Below are 24,260 nucleotides of genomic sequence, written 5' to 3'. Positions count from 1 at the left end.
GGCCGGGACACGCCCGGCTGTGACGACGCTGCCGGGAAACGACCATGCTGACCGAAGCCGCAACCTACGACGAGCTCTATCGTAACTTCCGCTGGGACGTCCCGGCGCGCTTCAACATGGCGGAAGCGTGCTGCGACCGCCATGCCGACGGCACGGGCCGCCTCGCGCTGCTCTATGTCGACGAGAACGGCGCAACCACGCGCACCTCGTTCGACGAGGTCGCGGAGATGTCGCGCCGCTTCGCCAATGTGCTGAAGGCCGATGGGCTCGTGCGCGGCGACCGTGTCGCGGTGTTCCTGTCGCAGTCGCTGGAACTGCCGATCGCGCATATGGCCGCGTTCCGCTCCGGGCTGATCTCGATCCCGCTGTTCGCGCTGTTCGGCGAGGACGCGCTGGAATTCCGCCTGTCGAATTCGCAAGCAAGAGCCATCATCACTGACGAAGCGGGCTGGGAGAAGCTCACGAAGATCCGCGATCGGCTGCCCTATCTGCAGGACATCTATGTCACGAGCGGCGCCGTCCACGCCGGCGCAAAACCGTTCTGGCCGGCGATCGAAACCGCGTCCGAGGACTTTGCGACCGTCGACACCTCCGCCGATGACCCCGCCCTGATCATCTACACGTCAGGCACGACAGGCAATCCGAAGGGCGCGCTGCATGCGCATCGCGTCGTGCTCGGCCACCTGCCGAATGTCGAGATGTGCCACAACTTCCTGCCGCGCCCCGGCGATCTGATGTGGACGCCGGCGGATTGGGCGTGGATCGGCGGCCTCGTCAACGGCCTGTTCGCGTTCTGGTATCACGGCATCCCCCTGGTCGGTCACCGTGCGAGAAAGTTCGAGCCGCAGGCGGCGATGCAGATGATGGCCGACCTCGGTGTCCGCAACGTCTTCCTGCCGCCCACCGCGCTGAAGCTGATGCGGCAGGCCGGCGTGAAGCATCCGGGCGTCAAGCTGCGCAGCATTTTCACTGGCGGTGAATCGCTCGGCGGCGAGCTGCTCGGCTGGGTGCGCGAGACGTTTGGCATCGATGCGCATGAAGTGTTCGGCCAGACCGAGTGCAACCTCGTGATCGGCAGCAACTCCAACCTGTTTCCGATCCGCCCGGGGTCGATGGGCAAGGCGACGCCGGGCTTCGACGTCCGCATCGTCAACGACAAGGGCGAGGAGCTGCCCACGGGGCAGCGCGGCATCATCGGCGTGCGCCAGCCATGCCCGTGCACGATGCTCGAATACTGGCGCAATCCAGACGCGACGGCGAAGAAATATGCCGGCGAATTCCTGCTGACCGGCGATCTCGGTACCCGGGATGAGGACGGCTATTTCTGGTATGTCAGCCGCGAGGACGACGTGATCACCACCGCCGGCTATCGCGTCGGCCCGTCCGAGATCGAGCACACGCTGATGAAGCATCCGTCGGTGGCGATGGCGGCGGTGGTCGGCATCCCCGATCCGATCCGCACCGAATCGATCAAGGCCTGGATCGTGCTGCGTCCCGGCTTCGCGGCAAGCGACACGCTCGCGCGCGAGATCCAGGAGTTCGTGAAGGTGCAACTCGCCGCGCACGAATATCCGCGCTTCGTCGAGTTCGCGGAGACGCTGCCGATGACGGCTACGGGCAAGGTGCTGCGGCGCGAGCTGCGGGCGCGGGGTTAGGCTCTTTCAGACAATGGCAAAGACGTCTCAAGCTGCGGGGCTTCACCGCGCCTCACTTCCGAAGCTGCACGATCTCGATGCGGCGCTGGAGCTGATGTATTACGGCTGGCGCGGGATGACGCTGGAGGCCGACGAATATCTTGCGAAGCAGGGCCTGTCGCGTCCACACCACCGCATCCTCTACGTGGTGGCGCGCCGTCCCGATATCGCGATCGGCTCGCTGATCGAGATCCTCGGCATCTCCAAGCAGGCCCTGAACCGGCCGCTCAACCTGCTGCTGGAGCGCAAGCTCCTGACGTCGAAGCGGGCGCCCGAGCAGCATCGCTCCAAGCTGCTGCGCCTGACGGAGGCCGGGCGACGTATCGAGCAAAAAGCATCGGACCACGAGCGCAAGGTGCTGCGCGAAGCGTTCGACCGTGCCGGGGCGTCGGGTGCGGCGGCATGGATGGCCGTCATGGGGGCGATCGCCGACAACAACTGACGATTCCTCAAGTCAATATAGTTGACATGAGGCGCGAGCTTTGCCACTTTCCCGGCAACGAGCCAGGGGAGGGCTCCGCCATGAGCGGACGGAAAAAGGATCGCGCAGCCGCCGAGCGCTTCGTCGCGGCATGGTGCGCGAGCTGGCGCCGGGTCGATATCGACGCGGTCGTCGCGCATTTCGCCGACGATGCGCAGATGCGCAGCCCTCTGGCACTATCATTGACCGGTTCTCCGGTCGTCACCGGCGCCGAGAACATCCGCGCTTATTGGCGCGAGGCTTATGGCCACATCGAAAGCGCCGACCTGAAGATCCTGAGCTGGAGCTGGGACGAGGCGATCGCGCGCCTGACGGTGTGGTGGCAGCTCGGCGACACGCGCGCCAGCGAGTTCATGGATTTCGACGATGCGGGCCGTGTGGTGCGCAGCGAAGCCTTCTACGGAAAATGATCATGCACCTTTCGGATTTCGTCCTGCTCCTCAACACACTCTGGTTCGGCGGCGCCTTCATCCAGTTCAGCGTCGCCCAGGGCAACACGCTGAAGATACTCTTGCCGCGCGAAGAGCGCAGCAATCCGATCGCGCCGACCCTGGCGGCCAGCGTGGCGTTCCTGGGCGGGATGAATCTGCCGATCGGGCTTTTGTCGTTCTATCTTTTGGCCGCTCGTCCGGCTTTCTTCCAGCCGATCGAGGCGCAGCTCGCGCTGTTCCTGTTCTTTGCCGCCTGCCACTTCAGCCAGTTCGCCTATAACCTTCCGGTCCTGATGCGCGGAGGGCGCGTCGGGGTGGCCTACTGGCCCGTGCTGAAAGGTCCGATGCTCAGGATCTTCGTCATCGACGCGGCTCTGTTCGTAGCCAATCTCGGCGTAGCGCTCCGGCTGGCGTTCTCTTCCTGATTTCAGCGCGGCGACGCGGACAGGGCGGACCGCAGCATCGCGGCAAGATCCTTCCGCCGGAACGGTTTTGTCAGGATGCGGGCGTCGCCGACCCCGTCGGGCGTCTTGACGGGATTTTGGGTGTAGCCCGAGGTGAAGAGCACCTTGAGCCCGGGCCGCAAGCCGGTCGCTTGCCTGGCGAGCTCCGGCCCGAACATGCCGCCGGGCATCACGACGTCGGTGAGGAGCAGGTCGATGTCGCCGGGGCGGCGCAACAGTTCGAGAGCCGCGGGACCGTTCGACGCCGCGATGACGCGATAGCCGAGGGTCTTCAGCTCGCTCTCGACATAGGCCCGAACCATGTCGTCGTCCTCGACGACGAGAATGGTCTCGCTTCCGTCGGGGGCGACGATCCGTTCCGCGGGTGACGGCTGCTCGTTCGGTGGCGTTGCAAGGCGGGGAAAGAACAGCCTGACGACGCTGCCTTGTCCCGGTTCGGACTGCATCTGCACAACGCCGCCGGATTGCCGCACAAAGCCGTAGACCATGCTCAGGCCGAGACCGGTGCCCTTGCCGACCTCCTTGGTGGTGAAGAACGGCTCGAACGCCCGGCTCGCCACCTCGGCGGTCATGCCGCTGCCGGTGTCGGTCACGGCCACCATGACGTAGTCGCCCGGCCGCGGCTCGCCATTGACGTCCAGGTCGGATTCACCGAGCGAGGTGTTGCGCGCCTCGATCGTCAGCTTGCCGCCGAGCGGCATGACGTCGCGCGCGTTGAGCACGAGATTGAGCAGCGCAGTTGTCAGCTCGCCGGGATCGACGCTGGTCAGCCACACATCCGGTTCGAGCGCGAAGGTGCATTCGATGTGCTCGCCCAGGGGCCGGCGCAACAGCTGCTCCATCTCGTGAATCTTCACGGCGATGTCGATGTCTCGCGGCCTCAGGGGCTGCTTGCGCGCGAAGGCGAGCAGGCTCCGCGTCAGGTCGGAGCCGCGCTCGGCGGCGGTCGCGATGTCGTTGGCGATCCGGTGCAATTCCTTGTTGCCGGCCAGCCTGTCGGCAAGATGCTCGGAGTTGCCGAGAATGACGGTCAAGAGGTTGTTGAAATCGTGCGCCACGCCGCCGGTGAGCTGGCCCATGGCTTCCATCTTCTGGGATTGGCTGAGCTTGTGGCTGAGGTCGGCGATGGCGGCGCGTTGCTGCTCGAGCGACTCGGCGGTGTCGTTGAGCAGGGTCATCAATCCGCCCAGCTCGCCGCCCGGGTGGGGAGGCGGAATTCGCGCGCTGAGATCTCCGAGCCCAAGTTTCTTCGCCATGGTGGCGAGACGTCCGACCTGGCGCCCGACGCTCACGGTCGCAAGGATCCAGACGGCCGCGAGCAGCAGCAGCGAGGCCACCGCGAGTATCGCCACATCCTCGTAGAGCCGGCGATTCGCCGCGGCGACCAGTCCGTCCTTGGACCGTCCGACCATGATGTAGAGGCCGGCATCGCGGGTCGAAGGCGAGCGCGCGGCGACAGCCCAGACCTGCGTCCGGCCGTCGCGATCGGTCACCTCCTGATACACCTTCCGGTCGGGCATTGCGGCGAAGCGGAGCAGGTCGGATCCCGCGATCGACGTGCCGACCGGCTCGGTCCATCCTCCGCGGGAGGGGGCGACCAGAACCGTTCCCTTGCTGTCGAGGAGCAGGATCTCCTTCTGGCCGAGCAGCCGCTTGTCGTGAAACTCCGCGAATTTGCGCAGGTTGAAGGAGGCGAGCAGGATCAGCTTCAAGGCGCCCGTCTCCGATCGCACCGGATAGGCGATCTGGAGCACCGATAGGCCGGTCAGCCGGCCGAATACCGGCTCGAGCGCGACGCCGCGCGACACCAGGGCCTGCTTGAAATAGGCGCGATCCCGGAGGTCGAGGGTGCGGTTGGTCCGCAGCGAATCGCAGAACAGGCTACCGTCGGGATCGATGGTCAATATCCCGGTGAACTGTGGGTATTCCTCGCGCACTTCCGACAGGAACGCCGAGCACGCCGCCTTGTCGCGCGTGTCGAGGTCGCGTGCACGGGCGAGACCATAGTGAAGCTGGGCGGTGCCCTGGATCTTCTCGTCCAGGTCGCTCGCAATGTCGTCGGCTGTCGCGGTCAGATTGGCTAGGGCCGCGTTGATTTCGCTGCTGCGATTTTGCACGAAACGTAAGCCGACGAGGATGGCCGGCACCAGCATGGCCGCAATGACGAGTATCAGTAGCCGGGTACGCAAGCTCATCGGTCGGGCGGTCCAATTTGGTCGTCGCGCGTGCTGGTTCGAAGATGCAATCTGCGGCACCACCCTCCGCTCAGTCCATAGGCATCGCGCCGAAAAAGCCCCCGCGGGGAAAATTTCGGCCGCGCACGTCACTAATGAGTCCCCCGGAAAGTTCGCCCGCGAGGCTCTGTTGGGCGGGTGTCGGGCCTCCCGGGATACCGTCATCGCGCGATCAACGCGCGCGTGCGCGCAGGTCACGAGGGCGCTAATATCGGGATCGCGCGCGACGGAGATCGTGCCGGTGATGAGGAGAGGAGCCGCATGTCGATATCGGGCAAAGTCGATCCGGTGGTGCGTCCCGTGGCGGTGACCGATATCGCCGAGGCGCTGGTCGAGGGTTTGCGCGATTTCCAGGCGCTGCCGCTCTACGGGCTCTGCTTCGGCGCGCTCTACGCAGGCGGCGGCATCGCCATCATGCTCTGCCTCACGGCCTTCGGCATGGTCTATCTCGTCTATCCCCTTGCGGCCGGCTTTGCGCTGATCGGGCCGTTCGTGGCGATCGGTCTGTACGAGGTCAGCCGCCGCCGCGAGCGCGGCGAGCCGGTCTCCTTCGGCGCGATCTGGTCGGCGATACGCGCGCGCAGCGAGATCGGCTGGATGGCCTTCGTCACGCTGTTCATGTTCGTGATCTGGATGTACCAGGTGCGGCTGCTCATCGCGCTGCTGCTCGGCCTGCACGCCTCGTTCTCGAGTCTTCAGGAATTCATGACGGTGGTGCTGACCACGAATGAGGGCCTGCTGTTCCTCGCTATCGGCAACGCGGTCGGCGCCGCGCTGTCGCTGATTCTGTTCTCGCTGACGGTGGTGTCGTTTCCACTGCTGCTCGACCGCGAGGTCGATTTCGTCACCGCCATGGTGACGAGCGTGCGCGCGGTGGTGACCAGCCCGCTGCCGATGATCTCGTGGGCCGCGGTGATCGTGATGCTGCTGATCGTCTCGGCGCTGCCGTATTTTCTCGGACTGGTCGTGACGCTGCCCGTGCTCGGGCATGCGACGTGGCATCTCTATCGGCGGCTGGTGGTGCCGGTGACGTAAATGGGAAGCCGGACGCAACGGGAGCGAGCTATTCGCCCGTTGCCAGGCGGCGAGCGCCGGATGAAGTCAGCTCGAGTTCGCCGAGCCGCCTGATCGCATAACCCAAATTGGCCAGACGTTCGCCGTGCGCGTGCGGAATGTCGTCTTGACCCTTGCCGACCAGGGCCAAGGACGCAAATTCATCGGCGGTGAGCGCTGGGGTGCTGTCTGTCATCAGGCAACCTCGTCGGTCCATACCTTGAAATTGAGCAGGGTATTCGGACCGAAGGTCTGGACGATCGGGACGTCTGCGGCATCGCGCCCCTGCGCAATCAGCACGCGGCCGATCCGCGGCGTATTGTTGCGCGGATCGAACATGTGCCAGCTTCCACCGACGAAAGCCTCGAACCAGGCGGCGAAATCTCCGGCAGGCCACGGTTGTGGGGTGCCGATGTCGCTGAGGTAGCCGGTGCAGTAGCGCGCCGGAATGTTCATGCTGCGGCAGAACGCGATGGCGAGATGGGCATAGTCACGGCACACGCCCTTGCCTTCGTCGTAGGCTTCCCGGGCTGTCTTGGTCGCACGCGCGTGCTCATGGCCGAACGTGATGTGGCGATGAACAAAATCGCAGATGGCCTGGACCCGCGCCCAGCCCGGCGGCGTCTGTTCGAACAACTTCCATGCGATATCCGACAGGCGATCGGTCTCGCAGTAGCGACTGCCGAGCAGATAGACGAGCGTGTCGGCCGGCAGTGCTTCGACGGCGTGCTGAAACGCGTTCGGAAACACCGGGTCGGGCAGGCCGCTGTCGCGAACGACGCCATCGCCGGCAAGACGGAAGGTGCCGGCCGGCGCAACGATGCGGCTGCACCAATTGCCGAAGAGGTCGCGATAGGGATTGATCGCCACCGAAGGTCGGGTGGTCAGCAGGTCGGGCACGACGATATCTGAGGCGCGCGTGAAGTGCGTGCCCAACACCATGATCATAGGCGTCGGCTGCGGGAACTCGTACAGCATCTCGAACCCGACGCGGAGCTTCATACGAACTTCTTTCTCTTGGCTAAGCTCCCAACATGGCTACGAAGCGATCGAACACAAGGCATTCACGGCCTTATTCGATCGAGAGCGGCATTTGGCGCTTCAAAAGCGCGGCGCGGGCGAGAAAACGATAGCTAATTGCGGCGATTGCGCGCACGGTGCGCCAATGTCGGAAAGAGCGGTCGTCTCTGCGCACGCGCTGCGTCACGACGATCTGCGCGCGACTTGAAACGACTCATTCTTCGCACCGGCGGAGCCTTCTCATCGCGACGTCGTAACGGCGATCGTCGCGCTTATTGCGACTTCCCGCGGGCGAGCCGGACGCAGCAGGCGTGCCGCGGACGCCTGAAAGATTCCACCGCGGCTCGATACGAGATCGAACGCCAACCGAAAGCATCTGATGCAAACTCTCTCCCCACGGCACGTCAAGACAGACGAAGCGCTCCGGCTCGGCGTGGAGTCAGGCTGGTACGCGATCAAGGTCAGCGGGACCTTCGTCTCGGGCCCGCACGACTCGGAAGGGGATTGCCGTCGCAAGATCGACGAGATTCAACCGCCGGTGAAGAAGAAGCGATAACAGCGCCGATTTCGGCCGCTACGGCGTCTTGATCCCCATCGCCTTCAACGCCGCCAGCATCTGCGCTGGCGGTGTCATTTTGATCTGCGGCGCCTTGCCGGTTTCCAGCAAACTCTTCAGTCCCGACAGGATCGCGGGCCAGCCGGTGCGGCCGCCGGAGAGGATGTCGTCGCTGAGCGGGCGGTCGTGGCGTTCGCTCATGGTGAGACGGACGGCCTCGCCGGCTTGCTCGATCTCGTAGGTGACGAGTGTCGTGCCGAGCTTTGCGACGAGGTCGGGCCAGTTGACGTTCCACGTCACCGTCAGCTTGTTCGGCGGATCGTATTCGAAGACTTCACCCGAGATGTGCTCCGAACCGTCAGGCGCCCGCACGGTGAAACTGCCGCCGAGCCTCCGTTCCATCTCCACCGCAAAGCCGGAAAAGTACTTCCTGCTGAACTCGGCCGAGGTCAGCGCTTCCCACACCTTCTCCGGCGTGGAGACGATGTAGATGGTGTAGACCGTCAGCGGTTTGAACTGATCGAGGTTCATTTTGCGTCGAATCCCTTGTTGAGCGCGGCGCGTGGAATGCCGAGCAGCTTGCCGGTCTCGAGCAGGCTCTTGAGCTGGGACAGGATCGCCGGCCAGCCGTTGGAGACGGCGCCGAGATATTTGCCGCCCTCGACGAAGCCGTCATGCAACACGGTCAAACGCACGAGCGAGCCGAACGGTTCGATCGTGAAGACGACGCGCGATATCGGCTCGCCGCGCAGCTCTTCGAACTTCTGGTGCTTGAAGCTGTAGGACAGGCGGCGCGGCGGATCGGCCTCCAGAATCTCGCCGGAATCGGTGACCTCGCCGTCGAGCGTGAGCGCGAAGGGTGAGCCGACCTTCCAGTCCGACCGGACCTCGGCGCCGAACCAGTATTGCCTGGTGAACTCGCTCGACGTCAGCGCCTCCCACAGCCTCTCCGGCGTGGTCTCGATATAGCTCACATAGACGAATTGGGGCTTACTCATCGCGCTTCTCCAACTGACGTTTCAACTCGCTGAGCGCTGCGAGCTTGCCGCGCTCGAATTTCCTGATCCAGCGTTCGCCGATCTGATGGATCGGCACCGGATTGAGGTAATGCAGCTTCTCGCGGCCATGCCTGATGGTCGTGACCAGGTTGGCCTCTTCGAGAATGACAAGGTGCTTGGTCACGGCCTGGCGCGTCATCGCGAGGCCCTCGCAGAGTTCGTTCAGCGTCTGGCCGTTCCTGGCGTGAAGCCTGTCCAGCAGTGACCGTCGTGACGCATCGGCGAGCGCTCTGAAGACCTCATCCATGGCGGCGATAATAGGCAACCAAATGGTTGCATGTCAAGATGGTGTCTTTGGCGCCTGGAAATGGCTGTGCTAGCCTTGAAGCTCAGCCAACGCAGATTGGTTCCGGGAGAGCTTTGATGTTCCGTTGCATCTCACTCGCTGCAGGTCTTGTCCTTTTCGCCTGCAGCACCACGGCCCAGGCACAACAGAAGCAGACCATCGGCGCGCCGCCGGAAGCGTCCAACATGAAGCTGGTCGGCACCAACGACCTGCAGGCGCGCAGTGCGTACCAGCCGACCATCCATCACCAGGGCGATCGCTGGATCGCCTATATCGGCCATCACGGCGGCACCGACGACGTGCCCGCGCCCGTCAACCCGATGACGGGGCAGGCCGAACCGAACGGAACGTCCATCGTCGACGTCACCGATCCCGCGCGTCCAAAATATCTGCGGCATTTGCCGGGACAGGAAGGCAAGTACGAATCCGGCGGCGCGCAGATGGTACGGGTTTGCGACGGCAAGTCGCTGCCGAAGGGCGATCCCAATGCGGTCTACATGCTCCGCACCTTCGGTAGCGAGGCGCATGAGATCTGGAACGTCGCCGATCCCGCAAATCCCGTGCTCGTTACCCGCATCGGCGGCCTGAAGGACACCCACAAGAGCTGGTGGGAGTGCGACACCGGCATCGCCTTTCTCGTCTCCGGCGCGCCGGACTGGCGCACGCGGCGCATGACGCAGGTCTACGACCTCAGCGATCCCGCCCATCCGCAGAAAATCCGCGACTTTGGCCTGCCCGGCCAGGAGCCCGGCTCGACCGGCGCCGTGCCGACCGAATTGCACGGGCCGATCTCGACCGGACCCGACGGCAATCGCGTGTTCTTCGGCTACGGCACCAACAAGGGCGGCATCCTGCAGATCGTCGATCGCGACAAGTTGCTGAACGGGCCGAAGGAGCCGACGCCGGACAATCTGCGCTATCCCGAGATTTCGCGCATGCCGATGTCCGCCTTCAACGGCGCGCATACGACGTTCCCGATGCTCGACATGCCCGTCGCCGAATTCGCCGAGGACAAGGACGGCAAGACCCGCGACATCGTCATGATCGTCGACGAGGCGATCTTGAACGAATGCGGCGAGGCGAGGCAGATGGTGTGGTTCGCCGACGTCACCACCGAGACGCGGCCGATGATGATCTCGAGCTACACCGTGCCGGAGGCGGGCGGACAGTTCTGCCAGCGCGGCGGCCGCTTCGGCTCGCACTCCTCGAACGAGAGCATGGCGCCGGTCTATTACAAGAAGATGGCCTTCATCGCCTTCTTCAATGCCGGCGTGCGCGCGCTCGACATCCGCGATCCCTATCACCCGAAGGAGGTCGGCTATTTCATCCCGGCGATCACGCAGGCCACCGACAAGCGCTGCATTCCCGTCGAGGGCGGCGAGCGCTGCAAGGTCGCGATCCAGACCAACAATGTCGAGACGGACGATCGCGGCTACATCTACATCGTCGACCGCGCCAACACCGGTCTGCATATCCTCGAGCTGACCGGACCGGCGCGCGCGGCCGCCGGCCTGCCGAGGAACTGACGTGCGGCGCGGGGCGGCGATTGCGGCTGTGGCCATCGCGCTCGGTGTATCCGGCGTCGGGGCCTATCGACTTGCGCCGGCGCCGGCGGCGGAATCGGCGGGCTGGCGCGAAATCGCATGGCCGTTCCCGCGCGACGGCTGGCCCTCCGGCCGCGCGTTCCGCTGCGACGGTGCCTGCGCGGGCACCGAGCTTTACGTGCGCGCCAAGCGCGGCTTCTGCAATTGCGACCGCGGCGTCGCCGACGATGATGAGGTCGATCGCGTTGCCGACATCGATCTGATCAGCCCGCGCTTTGCCGCCGTCGCGCCGGGTGAGGAAGTGGGACTTGGCGAGATGCGTGGCCGTGCCAGGCGCTATGATCTCGATATGGCCGACGGCGTCCGTCATGCCGCGATCGGCATCGCCGTCTCGCGCCGCTGCGATCTCTTCGTAGCTGCGGCCCAGGGGCGTGGCGAAGCAGGCGTCGTGCAGCGTGCGGCGCTGGCGTTCCTGGAGACGCCGGAGATGAAGGTATGGGCGACCGCGGCGCTGGACGGACAGTGAGCGTCATGCATTAATGCGCCAAACCGCTCTCAGCGAGTCCTCCCCATGATGTCCATGCAAGCCTATTTCGCCTTCGTCGCCGCCTGCATTGCGCTGGCCTTGCTGCCGGGGCCGATCGTCACCCTCGTCGTCGCCAACGGCCTGCGTCACGGCACGCGCGCGGCGTTGACCAATGTCGCGGGCGCGCAGGCCGGGCTTGCCATCGTCATCGGCATCGTCGCGGTCGGCCTGACCTCGCTGATGGCGACCATGGGTTACTGGTTCGACTGGGTGCGCTTTGCCGGCGCCGCCTACCTGATCTGGCTCGGCATCAAGCTGATCTGGGCGCCGGTCGAAGGCCTCAATGTCGACGAGCCGCCGGCGCCGCCGCGCGGCGGGTTCTTCCTGCAAGGTTTCCTTGTGCTGCTGTCGAACCCGAAAGTGCTAATCTTCTTTGGCGCCTTCATTCCGCAGTTCATGGACATGAACCGCGACCACTTCCCGCAAGTCGCGGTGCTGGGCGCCACGTTCATGGTCACCGCGGCGATGACGGATGCGCTCTACGCTCTCGCCGCGGGGCGTGCCCGAAAGTTCTTCTCGGCCCGCCGGACGCGGCTGATGTCGCGCATCTCCGGCGGCTTCATGATCGGCGGCGGTATCTGGCTGGCGCTGACACGGGCAAAATAACCTCCCTCGTACCGGTTCGCGCTTGAACCCTTCGCGGCGGCGATGCGTCCAATCGGGCATTGCCGCTGACGAAGGAATTTGGCCGTGCCCGATCTGCCCTGGTTCGTCTATGCGATGCTGTTCGCACCGCTCGGGCTGTTACTGGTCGCCTCCGTTGTGAAGACCTGGCAGGTGCGCGAGGCGCGAAGCTGGCCGCAGGCATCGGGCAAGGTCGTCCGCTCGGTCGCCGAGGTGCGCGAGGTCAGGGTGTCCGACAGCGACCGCGAGGAAGGCTATCGGCTCGAGAGCCGCAATTTTGCGAACGTGACTTACGAATATCCGGTCGGCAGCCGCAAGCTGAGCTGTAACCGCATCTCGATCGGCGAGGACCTCGGCAATTTCGAGGTCGCCGAGAAGCTCGCAAAATATCCAGCCGGCAGTGTCGTCACCGTCTATTACAATCCGCGCCATCCCGATCAGGCCGTGCTCGAGCGCGACCTGCCCAAGGGATTGTGGGGCTGTCTCGGCATCGGCACGGCGATCGCGTTTGGCATCGTGTTCGGCTCGGCGTTCGGGCTCAACCAGACTTATGCCTACCTTGCGCACCACATCGGGCGGCCCGATCTCGCCGGCCTCGTCGTCGGCTTCGGCGCGTTCGGCCTCGTCATCGCGCTGATGGGGTATGGGGTGCGGCGGCAGGCGTTGAAGGCGGCGCGCTGGCCGGTGGTGCCGGGCACGATCAAGCTGTCGGGGATCGAGCAATATCACGAGGCCAGCGAGCCGGGCGAGCGCCGCGGCACCGAGATGTTCGGCAAGCGCGTGACCTACACCTATCGCTATCAGAATATCAGCTACACCAATGAATGCGCGCGCGTCGCGGCCGGGACGCAGTCGGGGTCCGACGAGATGGTGAAGAAGCTGATGTCGCGCTACAAGCACGGCGCGACCGTCGAGGTGCGCGTCAATCCCGACAACCCGGCCGAGGCAACGCTCGATACAAGCGGTCCCGTCCGCATCGCCTGGCTGCTGTGGGGTATCGCGGCGATTTTCGCTGCGCTCGCGGTGTTCGTCGCGACGCGGGGCAGCTAGTCGACCAGCCTCTCCCTGCGCAACTCCAGCTCGATCTCCGCAAAAATCCTCGCCAGCCGCTCCGCCCATTGCTGCTGGCCGGACTGATCCGCGATCAGATCCTGGCGGATCTCGATGCCGGTGTTGACGAGGCCGCGGGCTTCGCCGTGGACGGGGATGGTGTAGTCGCTGAGGTCGCTCACCGCATAGGGCTCGTTGTCGCCGACGACGAGATCGCCTTCAGCGCGCAAATGCTTCAGCAGCAGCTGCGGCAGCACCGTGTCGCGGTTATACAGCGCGGCGATGTGCCAGGGCCGGGCGACGCCGGCATAAACCGGCGTGAAGCTGTGCAGCGACACCAGCACCGTCGGCCGCGTGTCGTGCAGGCGGCGGTCGATCGCTGTATCGATGCGGCGGTGATAGGGCTCGAAGATCTCGCGCCGCCGCGCCGCGCGCTCGCCCTCGGAGATGCCCTCGTTGCGCGGGATCGCAGTCGCCTCGGATATCACGGGGACCGAGCTTGCTACGTCGGGCGAGCGGTTGCAGTCGATTACGAGCCGCGAATAGCGCTGCGCGATCAGATGCGCATCGAGCATTTTTGCCAGCCGCTCGGCGACGCCGGCAATACCGATGTCCCAGGCGATGTGTCGCGTCAGCTCGCTTTCCGCGACGCCGAGGTCGCCGAGCGCGCGCGGCAGAATCCGTCCGTAATGATCCGAGGTGAGCAGGAAAGGCGATGCCCCATCCGCATTGACCTCATGCACCGGCGGAATGTCCCCCGCGCCGAGCAGTTGATCGGTCGCGTCGGCCGTGTTCAAGTCCATCCTGATTGCCTATGGAAAAAGCAGCTACCGTCTGAATTGGGCAGCAATCGCTTGCAGGTCGGTCCACCCAAAATCATCATGATCGCCAGACGATGCCGTTGCCGGCGATTCATCACAAGACCAAATCTCGCTTGCCCCCGGGACTTCGCTGGGACGAGGAAACGTGCGGCTGTCGTTTCGCTCGATTGACGGCTATAGACACCCCATGACCTCCGATCGTCTTTTCGTCTACGGCACCCTGATGCGCGGCTTCGACCATCCGATGGCGCGGCTGCTTGCAGGACATGCGGACTTTTTGGGTGACGCGACGTGTCGCGGCCGGCTCGTTCTCGTGAAGCATTATCCCGGATTGCTGCTGTCGAACGCGGCCTCCGATGTCGTCCATGGTGAGCTTTTTCAATTGCGCGTGCCCGACGAGCTCCTGCGCGAGCTCGACATGTACGAGGCCTGCGGCGAGGGCTTTCCGGAGCCGACCGAATATCTGCGCAAGCTGATCGACGTGACGCTGCCTGATGGCACCACGGAGAAGGCCTGGACTTACGTCTACAATTGGCCCGTCACCGATCTGCCGCGCATCGAGTCCGGGCGCTTTCTCGAGCACTAGGCGCGGATGCGGACTTCACCTCTCCCGCGCAAGCGGAGCGAGGGATCGCACCTTCATCGTGGCCGGCGTTCGATCACTAAGCCGACAGCACTTCCTTCACCAGGCGCACGTCGATCTCGTGCTCGACGTAGCTCCACTCCTCGGTCTGCCTCAGCATCGCCACCAGCTCCTCGAACAGCGAGGCATCGGGGGGCGCGAACTCGAACCATGTCAGGAAGTCGAAGGGACCGCCGAGATCGCGGCTGTGATAGAGCTGCCGCGCGATGGCGGGCAGGAAACGAAGAGTGCTGGCGATGTGGTGCGACTTGTCCTCGAAGATCTTGCGGCGCTCTTCCTGCGTCAGCTCCCACCACGCCTCCGATTTGCGGATCGGAATCAGCGCCGCGGAAGTGGCCTCTAACCGGCCGAGCTCGGCCTGCACCGCGGTGAGCTGCTGCTTCTCGGCGCGCTCAGTGTAGCGCGGCGTGCTCGCAACGCCGACCAGCCGCCACGCATTGCGAGAGGGCACCAGGGGCAATGAAATCGCCTCGCTGTCGGTCACCGACAGCGCCGGCACGAAGGGCAGGGGCTCGCCCACCACGGGTGAAATCGAGGTCACACGCCAGCCCCCGCTGTGGCCGCCGCGAAACATCCTGAACATGGCCCATGGAAGCGCGGAACCGGTCCGGGTTCAAGTCTTTCCGCGGTCATTCCGGGCTCGATGCTTCGCATCGCCCCGGAATGACGCCTGTGCATAGGTCGAATAACCCGGATAAGCCGGACAAACCTGACTTTTGGGCAGGCCGCGCCTATATCCGTAACCCTTCGCCCGACTCACGTTGATTCGCGCCAGACCCAGAGCCCATGCGCTTCACGCCCCAGTTCCTCGACGAGCTTCGTGCCCGGCTTTCGGTATCCGAAGTCGTGGGCAAGCGCGTGAAGCTGAAGAAGGCGGGGCGGGAATGGAAGGGGCTGTCGCCGTTCCAGCAGGAGAAGACGCCGTCCTTCTACGTCAACGACCAGAAGGGATTTTACCACGACTTCTCCTCCGGCAAGCACGGCGACATCATCACCTTCGTGATGGAGACCGACGGCCTGCCGTTCGCGGAGGCTGTGGAGCGGCTCGCCAACATGGCGGGCCTGCCGCTGCCGGCGGTGACGCCGGATGCGGCGCGGCACGAGCAGCGGCGCCGCACGCTGCATGACGTCATGGAGCTCGCCGCAAAATTCTTCGCCGAGACGCTGGCCTCGCGCGTCGGCGCCAAGGCGCGCGGCTATCTCGCCGATCGCGCGATCTCGCCGGCGACGCAAGTGCAGTTCCGCCTCGGCTATGCGCCGCCGCCGCCCGAGCGCTTCGCGCTGAAGGAGCATCTCGGCAAGCTCGGCGTCTCCGTCGAGGACATGATCGAGACCGGCCTGCTCGTTGCCGGCAACGACATTCCCGTGCCCTACGATCGCTTCCGCGACCGCGTGATGTTTCCGATCACGGATCTGCGCGGCCGCGTCATCGCCTTCGGCGGACGTGCGCTGGAAAAGGACGTTCCGGCAAAATACCTGAACTCGCCGGAGACGCCGCTCTTCCACAAGGGCGACAATCTCTACAATCACCAGACCGCGCGCAAAGCTACCCACGATGGCAGCGCGCTGATCGTGGTCGAAGGCTATGTCGACGTCATCGCCATGGTGACGGCAGGCTTTGCCGGTGCTGTGGCGCCGCTCGGCACTGCGCTGACCGAAAACCAGCTCGCGCTGCTCTGGAAGATGGCGGACGAACCGATCCTCTGCTTCGACGGCGACAGGGCCGGGCAGAAGGCGGCTTATCGTGCCGCCGACCTTGCCTTGCCATTTCTTGCGCCGGGCAAGAGCCTGCGCTTTGCGCTGCTGCCGGAAGGGCAGGACCCCGACGATCTCGCCCGCTCGGGCGGCCGCGGCGCGATCGAGGATGTCATCGCGGCGGCGAAGCCGCTCGCCGAGATGATCTGGTCGCGCGAGCTCGAAGGCGGCAACTTTGCCACGCCCGAACGCCGTGCTGCGCTCGAAGCGCGCGTCAAGGAGCTGTCCAACGGCATCCGCGACGAGGTGGTGCGGCGCTATTATCGCGACGATTTTGCCGAGCGGCTTCGGCGTACCTTCGCGCCTGAAGGCGGCCGCGGCGGCTTTGCCGGCCGGGGCAATTTCCAAGGCAATTCTGGCCGCTCCTTCCAGCCGCGCAACGGGGGACAGGCGAATCGATTCGGGGGGCAGGGATTCGGCAGCCAGGGGCGGCGTGGGGCCCCCGGTCCCGCCTTTATTCCCTCCGGCCCCTACCAGGCGGCGAGCCCCCAGCTGGCGGCCAGCCCGATCATGAAGGGCCAGCGCAGCGCCATATCCCGGCGCGAAGCCCTGATCCTGCAAATCCTGATCAACCACCCCTGGCTGCTGCACGACCACCTGGAGGAGGTCGCCGCCCTGGAGCTGGCCCATCCCGAGGCCCATAAGCTCCGGGCCGGCATCATCGCCGCCTTCGCCAACGACCACCACCACTCGCCGGACCCCGGCGAGCTGGCAGAGAAGATGCGAGCCGACATCGAGAAGGGCGGATTTTCACAGCTCCTTCAAAGGGTTGAGAATGGCATCACCACCGCGGCGGTGTGGGGTGCCCGCGAGGGCGCCGCCCGGGACGACGTTCTCTCCACTTGGCACCAGCTCGTTGCCTTGCATCGGCAATACCATTCACTACTTAGAGAACTGAAGGACGCCGAGCTGGCCTTGGGGGAGGACCCCAGCGAGGCCAATTTGGCGTGGCTGCGTGACGTCAAGGCTCGGATAGGAGAAGTCGACGGTACCGAGGCCCTGATCGAGGGTTTTGGCGAGCTGTCGGGCCGGTTCCAGAAGAGCGTGTGATGAAAGAATCATGCGGACGGCCGGGACCGGAACCGCTAAAAGACTCGCCAAATCCAAGGTTTGGCGGCAAAAACAGGGTTAATCGAGGCTTAACGGTCTTATAGCACTTTGGCCACCAGGCGGCCGCAGGCAGAACAGACGCGTCAGGAATGAATCCGCGCAATCGCTGTTGGCACTACACCTGCATCCGCTGCGACAAAGAGGCTCACGAAGCGTTAGGCAAATCCGGCGAGAGAGAAGGTCGGGGTGGCGAGAGATATCCGCGCCGCCCTTTCCGTGTCGCGATCTGACGAAGCGAGAGCGTCGAACAACAGGTTCAAGTGAATTCAGGCGGGCGGGCCGTTCGGCCTTCTGCATGAAGCGCGTTTAGGAGCAATGGATGGCCACCAAGGCAAAGACGCTGCAGGCGAAGGACAAAGAGAAAGACGACAAGGCAGCGGACACGCCGGAGAAGGACTCCCAGGACGCGCCGTCGCCGTTGCTCGATCTGTCCGACGCGGCCGTGAAGAAGATGATCAAGCAGGCCAAGAAGCGCGGCTTCGTGACCTTCGATCAGCTCAACGAAGTTTTGCCGTCCGACCAGACCTCCCCCGAGCAGATAGAGGACATCATGTCCATGCTCTCGGACATGGGCATCAACGTCACCGAAGCCGACGATAGCGACGGCGAGGAGGACAAGGACGAGGGCGGCGAGGACGAGACCGACAACGAGCTCGTCGAAGTCACCCAGAAGGCCGTCACCGAGGTCAAGAAGAGCGAGCCGGGCGAGCGCACCGACGACCCCGTGCGCATGTATCTGCGCGAGATGGGCACGGTCGAGCTCCTGTCCCGCGAAGGCGAAATCGCGATTGCGAAGCGCATCGAGGCCGGCCGCGAGGCCATGATCGCAGGCCTCTGCGAAAGCCCGCTGACCTTCCAGGCCATCATCATCTGGCGTGACGAGCTCAACGAAGGCAAGATCTTCCTTCGCGACATTATCGATCTCGAAGCGACCTATGCCGGGCCCGACGCCAAGGGCGGCATGAACACCGCGATGATCGGCGGTCCGACCGGCGAGAACGGCGAAGCGTCCGCCGAAGGCGGCGAAGCCGCTGTCGTGAACGGAGCTGCGCCGGCGCATGTCGCGCCGCCCGCCGCGCCGCCGTCGCCGACCCCGTTCCGCGCCGCGCCTGCGCCCGGCAATGCCGGCGAAGGCGAGAAGGATCCGGGCGAAGCCGCCGCCGAAGCCGACATGGACGAGGACGACGAGTTCGAGAACCAGATGTCGCTCGCGGCCATCGAGGCCGAGCTCAAGCCGAAGGTCGTCGAGATCTTCGACAAGATCGCCGACAGCTACAAGAAGCTGCGCAAGCTTCAGGAGCAGGACATCCAGAACCAGCTCGAGAGCACCTCGCACGGGCCCTCGCTGTCGCCGCACCAGGAGCGCAAATACCGCAAGCTGAAGGACGAGATCATCGTCGAGGTGAAGTCGCTGCGCCTGAACCAGGCGCGTATCGACTCACTGGTCGAGCAGCTCTACGACATCAACAAGCGCCTCGTGTCGCACGAGGGCCGCCTGATGCGCCTTGCCGACAGCCATGGCGTCGCGCGTGAGGACTTCCTGCGCAACTACACCGGCTCGGAGCTCGATCCGCGCTGGCTCAACCGCGTCTCGAAGCTCTCGGCCAAGGGCTGGAAGAACTTCGTCCATATCGAGAAGGACCGCATCAAGGACCTCCGTCACGAGGTGCATCAGCTCGCCGCGCTCACCGGCCTCGAGATCGTCGAGTTCCGCAAGATCGTGCACTCCGTGCAGAAGGGCGAGCGCGAGGCACGCCAAGCCAAGAAGGAGATGGTGGAAGCCAACCTCCGTCTCGTGATCTCGATCGCCAAGAAGTACACCAACCGCGGCCTGCAGTTCCTCGACCTGATCCAGGAAGGCAACATCGGCCTGATGAAGGCGGTCGACAAGTTCGAGTACCGCCGCGGCTACAAGTTCTCGACCTACGCCACGTGGTGGATCCGGCAGGCGATCACCCGCTCGATCGCCGACCAGGCGCGCACCATCCGCATCCCCGTGCACATGATCGAGACGATCAACAAGATCGTGCGCACCTCGCGCCAGATGCTCAACGAGATCGGCCGCGAGCCGACCCCGGAAGAGCTCGCCGAGAAGCTCGGCATGCCCCTGGAGAAGGTCCGCAAGGTCCTCAAGATCGCCAAGGAGCCGCTGTCGCTCGAGACCCCGGTCGGTGACGAAGAGGATTCACATCTCGGCGATTTCATCGAGGACAAGAACGCGATCCTGCCGATCGACGCCGCGATCCAGTCGAACCTGCGCGAGACCACGACGCGCGTCCTGGCGTCCCTGACGCCGCGCGAAGAGCGCGTGCTGCGCATGCGCTTCGGCATCGGCATGAACACCGACCACACGCTGGAAGAAGTCGGCCAGCAGTTCTCGGTGACCCGCGAACGTATTCGCCAGATCGAAGCGAAGGCGCTGCGCAAGCTGAAGCATCCGTCGCGGAGCCGGAAGCTGCGGTCGTTCCTGGACAACTAATTCGGATCGTCGTGCCCGGGCCAGTCCCGGGCATTCATCCAAACGAAAACGGCGGGCCGAAAGCCCGCCGTTTTCTATTTGTGCCGACGCTTCGCGAGTCGGGCGGAGCCTACTTCTTCTTCGCGCCGACCCGGTCGAGGGTCTTGATTGCCAGCGGCGGGCGGCCGGACTTTTCCGCGATCTCGCGGTCCTGCTCCATGATGAAACCGCGCGCGGGCTCGTCGCCGTCCAGGCCTCCGAGCAGCTCCGCAGGCACGCGCCGGTTGGAGCGTTGGGAGCCGTCTTCGTAGAAGACGTTGAAAAAGGCGAACTCGCCCTTGGGATTGGTTCCAGGTTTTTTGGCCATGGCGGGCTTGTCGTCGATCAGGGCGCTATAGTCAAATGACTTTGGCGGGTTTTCCGGTGGTCACACGGACCTGTCGCGGCGGTATCGGCTGCGCAATCGATCGATGAAGTCCGTTTGCTGGATGTTCGGATGCGTCCGGCGCTTCGTAAAATCCGATGCGACCCTTCGCTCAACAAACGGCGGGCCGCAAAGCCCGCCGTTTATTTTTGGTCTTCAGCGTCGCCCGGGGCTGGCGGGGCGACAACCTAGAATAGAATACTATAACTTGCGCCATAGCGTGGCAAGGCAAATCGTTGACGCCGTGATGTCGCATCGAGCGCGTCAGATATGCGCTGGTCGCGATGTCTGGTTTTGATGCGCATCAAAGCAATTGTTTGGATGGCCAAATCACTTTGTTCATATTTCCTGCTCTCGCAACGCAACGAGAGGTGCGTGCTTTGTAAAAATGCGCGTTCGCCTGCACGTCTTCCGTCCGCGTGCACAGGTTGTGTTCCATTGTGCGAACGAGTTCCATGTCCGTGGTTGCACATCTCACTGCGTACACGTGACGAGTTCCGCTACGACGAGCCACTTCTCCACAACAATGCGATTCAAGAGATGCTCAGAGCGCAGGTGGGAAGATGAGTGAGGCCGTCACGGTGCCACCAGCTCTACGCGCCGGTTGAGCGCGCGGCCGGCGTCCGTTGCGTTGGAACCGACGGGAGCCAGCAATCCGACACCGGCGGTGCGCAGCCGCGTCTGCGCGATCCGAAAGCTTTTCACGAGCTCGGCTGCGACCGCTTCGGCGCGGCGCTTCGAGAGATCGAGATTGTATTCGTAAGCGCCCTGACTGTCGGTGTGGCCGACGATGAAGACGTTGAGCTGCGGCTGGCTCGTCAGCAGCTTTGCGATCTGCTCCAGCGTCGGGCGGCTCTCCGGCTTCAGCACCGCCTTGTCGGTATCGAAATAGATGCCGTAGAGCGCGATGTGACCGGTCTCGCCAAGACCCTTCGCCATCGCGGCGGCATCGACCATCTTGTTCGCGATCGCGCCGAGCTCGGCGACCGTGACCTGCGCATAAATGTCCTGGTTGTTCTGGCTGACGATGACGCTGGCATAGGTCTCGCGCCCGCCTTCGGTCTTGCGGCCGGAAAAATAGCGGTAGTTGAAACCGTCGACCCACATCTGCGGCACCGGCAGCGTGTCGATGCTTTCCGTGAAGGGAATCGCGCCGCAGGCGTCGGTGTCGCAGGCGAGCAAGGTCTCGAAGCCGGCTTTCGCAAGCTGCGTCTCGAAATTGCGCGACACTTCCAGGATCGAGGGGCCGGGATTGGTGCGATAGGCGATGCGGAAGATGCGGCCTTCGAGTCGCCGCGCATCGGACGGCTGGCCGTCCCTAAAGGCGGCCGCCTGCATCCGTGCCGCGTCGAAATCCTTCATCACGTAGCCGGTGATGATGCTGCCGGCGAAGCGGCCGATGCCGGGATAGTCGCGGCTGCCTGCGACATCGCGGGTCTGCGCGGCGGCGGCCGTGGCGGTGAAGGAGAGCAGGGCGAGGACAGCGAGCATCCGGTGCGGAATGGGCATGGTCATCTCGATCGGTTGGGGACGGGGCGAGCGCAATTCATTTGTCGCGCCCAAGATACGATCGGTTCTGACGATCGGTTCTGGCGAGGATCTGCCGCTTTGACGCGAATCCGGTTCCCGGGCATGATCGCGCGCTTCCGCGTTCATTCTTCAAAGGATTTTCCCGCATGTCGAGACTCGCCCTGGCCACCGCCTTCATCCTCTGTCTGGCCGGCGGATCGGCGCAGGCCGCGCGCTGCGGCGGCGACTTCAACAGCTTCGTCGCCAGCATGACCTCGGAGGCGCAAGGAGCCGGCGTCTCGGCGAGCGTGACCAGCGCGGCCTTCAGCGGGATCGCCCAGGACGGCGCCGTGCTCGCCTTCGACCGGCGCCAGCGCTACACCTTCAACAAGAGCTTCGAGCAGTATGTCTCGACTCGCGTCGGCCCCGGCCGCATCAATGGCGGCAAGGCACTGTTGCGGCGTCACGCGGCGCTGCTCTCGCGCATCGAGCAGCAGTTCGGCGTGCCCCGCTACATCCTGGTCGCGATCTGGGGGCTCGAAAGCGATTTCGGCAAGGGTGACATCGGCAAGCTGCCGGTGATCCGCACGCTCGCCACGCTCGCGCATGATTGCCGCCGCACCGAGCTGTTCCAGGGCGAGCTGCTCGCCGCGCTCAAGATCGTGCAGCGCGGCGACCTGCCGCTGCGCGACCTGATCGGCGCCTATGCCGGCGAGATCGGCCAGACCCAGTTTCTGCCGTCGTCCTACATCAAATACGGCGTCGATTTCGACGGCGATGGCCACGTCGATCTGCGCCACAGCGTGCCCGACGTACTCGCCTCGACCGCGAACCTGCTTCACACCAGCGGCTTCAAGATGGGCCAGCCCTACGGCGAAGGCACCGCCAATTTCGAGGCGATGCGGGAGTGGAACAGGGCGGTGATCTACCGCAAGACGATCGGCTATTTTGCGGACCGGCTGGCGGGGCAGTGAAGTGGGCCGGCACATCGTTTGTAGGGTGGGCAAAGGCGCGAAGCGCCGTGCCCACCATCCTTCGTGTCGTCGGAAGTGGTGGGCACGCTTCGCTTTGCCCACCCTACGATCTCACGTCCCCTTCGCCATCTTCTCCAGCTTGCGCTGCAACGGCGCCCAATAGGTGCCCGGGCGGAAGCGCTGCAACAAGTCCATGAAGCGGGCGTCGTTGCCGATCAGGATGCGGGGCTGGTTGTTCTCGATGCCCTTGATGATGCGCAGCGCGGCGTCTTTCGGCGTGGTCTTTGCCGCGTTCTCGAACCGCTCGATCGATTGCGCGCGGCGCGCATTGTCGGTGACGCCGACCCCGGTGCGCGAATTGCGCGCGATGGCGGTGGCGACGCCGCCGGGATGCACCACCGACAGTTTTACGGGGCTGCCCGCGACCGCAAGCTCGTGCCGCACGCTCTCGGAAAAGCCGCGCACCGCGAACTTGGCGGCGGCATAGGCCGACTGTCCGGGCGGCGCGATGATGCCGAAGATCGAGGAGACGTTGACGATGTGCGCCTCTGCCAGCGTCTTCAGATGCGGCAGGAAGGCGCGCGTGCCGTGCACCACGCCCCAGAAATTGATGTCGAACAGCCACTCCATCTGCGCTTGGTCGATCTCCTCGAACGATCCCATCAACGCCACGCCGGCATTGTTGATGACGATGCCGAGCGCGGGATGCGCCGCGATCGCATCACGCGCGAACTCCGCGATGTCGCCGGGCTCGCTGACGTCGACGCGATGCACGCTGACCTTGCGTGCGGCACCGATCTCGGCGGCGAGCGTCTTCAATCCGGCCTCGTCGCGATCGGCGAGCGCGAGATCGCAGCCGCGATTTCCGAGCTCGATTGCCAGCGCGCGCCCGATGCCGCTCGCCGCTCCCGTGATTGCGGCGGCACCGCGAATGGCAGTCATGATGTCCCCCCGTCAAGCCGGTCGTGTGGAACTATGATCTACATTTTTCATGATGGAACTGAACCACCGGCGAACTGGCTCCTTAACATAGGTTACGCAAGCAAGCACTGGAGCGGCCCCATGGGACAGGCAGAACCATTTCGCGCGACGGCGCTGATCGTCGAAGACGACGTCATGCAACGGGAGATGCTCAGTCTTCTGCTGGAGGAGAGCGGCTACCAGGTCATCCAGTGCGATAGCGCCGAGGCTGCCCAACGGGTGCTCGACAGAAGCGCCGGCGCGCTCTGTCTGATGCTGACGGACGTTCAGCTTGCGGGGCGCATGACCGGGGTCGAGCTCGCGCACGTCGCCAAGGACCGCAATCCAAAGCTCGACATCGTCGTCACCTCCGGCCGCCCCTTGGCGCAGCCCTTGCCCGATGGCGCGAAATTCTGGGCCAAGCCGTGGGCTCCGCTCGACGTGCTCCGCGAGGCCGAGCTCGCGCAGCTGTCCTGATGGTTGATCCGGGGGCTCGCTTTCTTGCCGTGAGGCGCGGTGATAGGG

26 protein-coding genes are annotated in these 24,260 nt (G+C 64.6%); 15 read left to right on the top strand and 11 right to left on the bottom strand.

The annotated features are described in order from the left end of the window. Positions 1 to 44: 44 nt before the first annotated feature. From ABIB95_RS29225 to ABIB95_RS29210, 4 genes are all read left to right on the top strand, one after another. Positions 45 to 1,655, top strand: coding sequence for an acyl-CoA synthetase (locus tag ABIB95_RS29225; RefSeq protein ID WP_354244424.1), 1,611 nt, complete (start codon positions 45 to 47; stop codon positions 1,653 to 1,655). Between the two features lie 13 nt (positions 1,656 to 1,668). Then, a complete protein-coding gene (locus tag ABIB95_RS29220) occupies positions 1,669 to 2,136 on the top strand; it encodes a MarR family winged helix-turn-helix transcriptional regulator (RefSeq protein ID WP_028159428.1) in 468 nt (155 codons plus the stop codon). An 80-nt stretch (positions 2,137 to 2,216) separates the two neighbouring features. Further along, positions 2,217 to 2,585: a YybH family protein gene (locus ABIB95_RS29215; protein ID WP_354244421.1), complete on the top strand. Its 369-nt coding sequence runs from the start codon at positions 2,217 to 2,219 to the stop codon at positions 2,583 to 2,585. Between the two features lie 2 nt (positions 2,586 to 2,587). Beyond that, positions 2,588 to 3,031: a hypothetical protein gene (locus ABIB95_RS29210; RefSeq protein WP_028159430.1), complete on the top strand. Its 444-nt coding sequence runs from the start codon at positions 2,588 to 2,590 to the stop codon at positions 3,029 to 3,031. A 2-nt stretch (positions 3,032 to 3,033) separates the two neighbouring features. Here the strand turns inward: ABIB95_RS29210 and ABIB95_RS29205 are convergent, their stop codons facing one another. Further along, positions 3,034 to 5,265, bottom strand: a complete 2,232-nt coding sequence (locus ABIB95_RS29205; protein ID WP_354244419.1) for an ATP-binding protein — start codon at positions 5,263 to 5,265, stop codon at positions 3,034 to 3,036. Positions 5,266 to 5,565: 300 nt separating this feature from the next. Here ABIB95_RS29205 and ABIB95_RS29200 point away from each other — a divergent pair, with 300 nt between their 5' ends. Further along, on the top strand, positions 5,566 to 6,339 hold the full coding sequence (locus ABIB95_RS29200; RefSeq protein WP_354244417.1) for a DUF2189 domain-containing protein: 774 nt from the start codon (positions 5,566 to 5,568) through the stop codon (positions 6,337 to 6,339). Positions 6,340 to 6,367: 28 nt separating this feature from the next. On the opposite strand, the gene ABIB95_RS29195 is transcribed toward ABIB95_RS29200, so the two are convergent. Together ABIB95_RS29195 and ABIB95_RS29190 are read right to left on the bottom strand one after the other, a co-directional pair. Next, positions 6,368 to 6,553, bottom strand: coding sequence for a hypothetical protein (locus tag ABIB95_RS29195; RefSeq protein WP_208084766.1), 186 nt, complete (start codon positions 6,551 to 6,553; stop codon positions 6,368 to 6,370). Then, on the bottom strand, positions 6,553 to 7,359 hold the full coding sequence (locus tag ABIB95_RS29190) for a transglutaminase-like domain-containing protein (RefSeq protein WP_354244414.1): 807 nt from the start codon (positions 7,357 to 7,359) through the stop codon (positions 6,553 to 6,555). Before ABIB95_RS29190 ends, ABIB95_RS29195 begins: the two co-directional genes overlap by 1 nt. 397 nt (positions 7,360 to 7,756) lie before the next feature. On the opposite strand from ABIB95_RS29190, the gene ABIB95_RS29185 reads away from it, so the two are divergent. Next, positions 7,757 to 7,933, top strand: a complete 177-nt coding sequence (locus ABIB95_RS29185) for a hypothetical protein (protein ID WP_354121157.1) — start codon at positions 7,757 to 7,759, stop codon at positions 7,931 to 7,933. Positions 7,934 to 7,951: 18 nt separating this feature from the next. On the opposite strand, the gene ABIB95_RS29180 is transcribed toward ABIB95_RS29185, so the two are convergent. The 3 genes from ABIB95_RS29180 to ABIB95_RS29170 are packed head-to-tail and all read right to left on the bottom strand — an operon-like array spanning position 7,952 to position 9,238. Continuing rightward, positions 7,952 to 8,464: an SRPBCC family protein gene (locus ABIB95_RS29180; protein ID WP_166103299.1), complete on the bottom strand. Its 513-nt coding sequence runs from the start codon at positions 8,462 to 8,464 to the stop codon at positions 7,952 to 7,954. Continuing rightward, positions 8,461 to 8,931 (bottom strand): SRPBCC family protein, encoded by a 471-nt coding sequence (locus tag ABIB95_RS29175; protein ID WP_085400444.1) that lies wholly within the window; start codon positions 8,929 to 8,931, stop codon positions 8,461 to 8,463. The genes ABIB95_RS29180 and ABIB95_RS29175 overlap by 4 nt, the downstream gene beginning before the upstream one ends. Beyond that, positions 8,924 to 9,238 (bottom strand): ArsR/SmtB family transcription factor, encoded by a 315-nt coding sequence (locus ABIB95_RS29170; RefSeq protein WP_354244410.1) that lies wholly within the window; start codon positions 9,236 to 9,238, stop codon positions 8,924 to 8,926. The genes ABIB95_RS29175 and ABIB95_RS29170 overlap by 8 nt, the downstream gene beginning before the upstream one ends. 116 nt (positions 9,239 to 9,354) lie before the next feature. Between ABIB95_RS29170 and ABIB95_RS29165 the strand changes: the two genes are divergently transcribed. From ABIB95_RS29165 to ABIB95_RS29150, 4 genes are all read left to right on the top strand, one after another. Continuing rightward, a complete protein-coding gene (locus ABIB95_RS29165; RefSeq protein ID WP_354244407.1) occupies positions 9,355 to 10,803 on the top strand; it encodes an LVIVD repeat-containing protein in 1,449 nt (482 codons plus the stop codon). A gap of 1 nt (position 10,804) precedes the next feature. Next, complete coding sequence (locus ABIB95_RS29160; RefSeq protein ID WP_354244405.1) at positions 10,805 to 11,347, top strand: hypothetical protein; 543 nt, start codon at positions 10,805 to 10,807, stop codon at positions 11,345 to 11,347. Positions 11,348 to 11,392: 45 nt separating this feature from the next. After that, positions 11,393 to 12,013 (top strand): LysE family translocator, encoded by a 621-nt coding sequence (locus tag ABIB95_RS29155; protein WP_080586526.1) that lies wholly within the window; start codon positions 11,393 to 11,395, stop codon positions 12,011 to 12,013. Positions 12,014 to 12,097: 84 nt separating this feature from the next. After that, positions 12,098 to 13,081 carry a DUF3592 domain-containing protein gene (locus ABIB95_RS29150; RefSeq protein ID WP_354244402.1) on the top strand — a complete coding sequence of 328 codons (984 nt, stop codon included), beginning with the start codon at positions 12,098 to 12,100 and terminating at the stop codon, positions 13,079 to 13,081. Here ABIB95_RS29150 and ABIB95_RS29145 read toward each other — a convergent pair. Then, positions 13,078 to 13,884, bottom strand: coding sequence for an N-formylglutamate amidohydrolase (locus tag ABIB95_RS29145; protein ID WP_354244399.1), 807 nt, complete (start codon positions 13,882 to 13,884; stop codon positions 13,078 to 13,080). The two genes, ABIB95_RS29150 and ABIB95_RS29145, sit on opposite strands and share 4 nt — an antisense overlap. A 205-nt stretch (positions 13,885 to 14,089) precedes the next feature. On the opposite strand from ABIB95_RS29145, the gene ABIB95_RS29140 reads away from it, so the two are divergent. Next, entirely contained in the window at positions 14,090 to 14,488 is a 399-nt protein-coding gene (locus tag ABIB95_RS29140) for a gamma-glutamylcyclotransferase family protein (RefSeq protein WP_028150696.1), read from the top strand. A gap of 76 nt (positions 14,489 to 14,564) precedes the next feature. Here ABIB95_RS29140 and ABIB95_RS29135 read toward each other — a convergent pair whose 3' ends face one another. After that, positions 14,565 to 15,128 carry a chlorite dismutase family protein gene (locus ABIB95_RS29135; protein WP_028150697.1) on the bottom strand — a complete coding sequence of 188 codons (564 nt, stop codon included), beginning with the start codon at positions 15,126 to 15,128 and terminating at the stop codon, positions 14,565 to 14,567. A gap of 203 nt (positions 15,129 to 15,331) precedes the next feature. On the opposite strand from ABIB95_RS29135, the gene dnaG reads away from it, so the two are divergent. Both dnaG and rpoD read left to right on the top strand, forming a co-directional pair. After that, the gene (gene dnaG, locus ABIB95_RS29130; RefSeq protein ID WP_247315324.1) at positions 15,332 to 17,350 is read left to right on the top strand and encodes a DNA primase; all 2,019 of its coding nucleotides are present in this window, start codon (positions 15,332 to 15,334) and stop codon (positions 17,348 to 17,350) included. A 379-nt stretch (positions 17,351 to 17,729) separates the two neighbouring features. After that, positions 17,730 to 19,889 carry an RNA polymerase sigma factor RpoD gene (rpoD, locus tag ABIB95_RS29125; RefSeq protein ID WP_166349407.1) on the top strand — a complete coding sequence of 720 codons (2,160 nt, stop codon included), beginning with the start codon at positions 17,730 to 17,732 and terminating at the stop codon, positions 19,887 to 19,889. Positions 19,890 to 19,998: 109 nt separating this feature from the next. Here rpoD and ABIB95_RS29120 read toward each other — a convergent pair whose 3' ends face one another. Further along, positions 19,999 to 20,235 (bottom strand): hypothetical protein, encoded by a 237-nt coding sequence (locus ABIB95_RS29120; protein WP_028150700.1) that lies wholly within the window; start codon positions 20,233 to 20,235, stop codon positions 19,999 to 20,001. 633 nt (positions 20,236 to 20,868) lie between these two features. Beyond that, positions 20,869 to 21,801 (bottom strand): OmpA family protein, encoded by a 933-nt coding sequence (locus ABIB95_RS29115; RefSeq protein ID WP_502917883.1) that lies wholly within the window; start codon positions 21,799 to 21,801, stop codon positions 20,869 to 20,871. A gap of 167 nt (positions 21,802 to 21,968) precedes the next feature. On the opposite strand from ABIB95_RS29115, the gene ABIB95_RS29110 reads away from it, so the two are divergent. Further along, positions 21,969 to 22,775 (top strand): lytic murein transglycosylase, encoded by an 807-nt coding sequence (locus ABIB95_RS29110; protein ID WP_354244393.1) that lies wholly within the window; start codon positions 21,969 to 21,971, stop codon positions 22,773 to 22,775. Positions 22,776 to 22,886: 111 nt separating this feature from the next. Here ABIB95_RS29110 and ABIB95_RS29105 read toward each other — a convergent pair whose 3' ends face one another. Further along, positions 22,887 to 23,717, bottom strand: a complete 831-nt coding sequence (locus ABIB95_RS29105; RefSeq protein WP_247315319.1) for an SDR family NAD(P)-dependent oxidoreductase — start codon at positions 23,715 to 23,717, stop codon at positions 22,887 to 22,889. 120 nt (positions 23,718 to 23,837) lie between these two features. Between ABIB95_RS29105 and ABIB95_RS29100 the strand changes: the two genes are divergently transcribed. After that, the gene (locus tag ABIB95_RS29100) at positions 23,838 to 24,212 is read left to right on the top strand and encodes a response regulator (RefSeq protein ID WP_028150703.1); all 375 of its coding nucleotides are present in this window, start codon (positions 23,838 to 23,840) and stop codon (positions 24,210 to 24,212) included. Positions 24,213 to 24,260: the final 48 nt, after the last annotated feature.

Origin of the sequence: Bradyrhizobium sp. LA2.1 (assembly GCF_040547725.1) — a bacterium.
Lineage (GTDB): Bacteria > Pseudomonadota > Alphaproteobacteria > Rhizobiales > Xanthobacteraceae > Bradyrhizobium > Bradyrhizobium barranii.
This window is presented reverse-complemented; position numbering and strand designations above follow the sequence as displayed.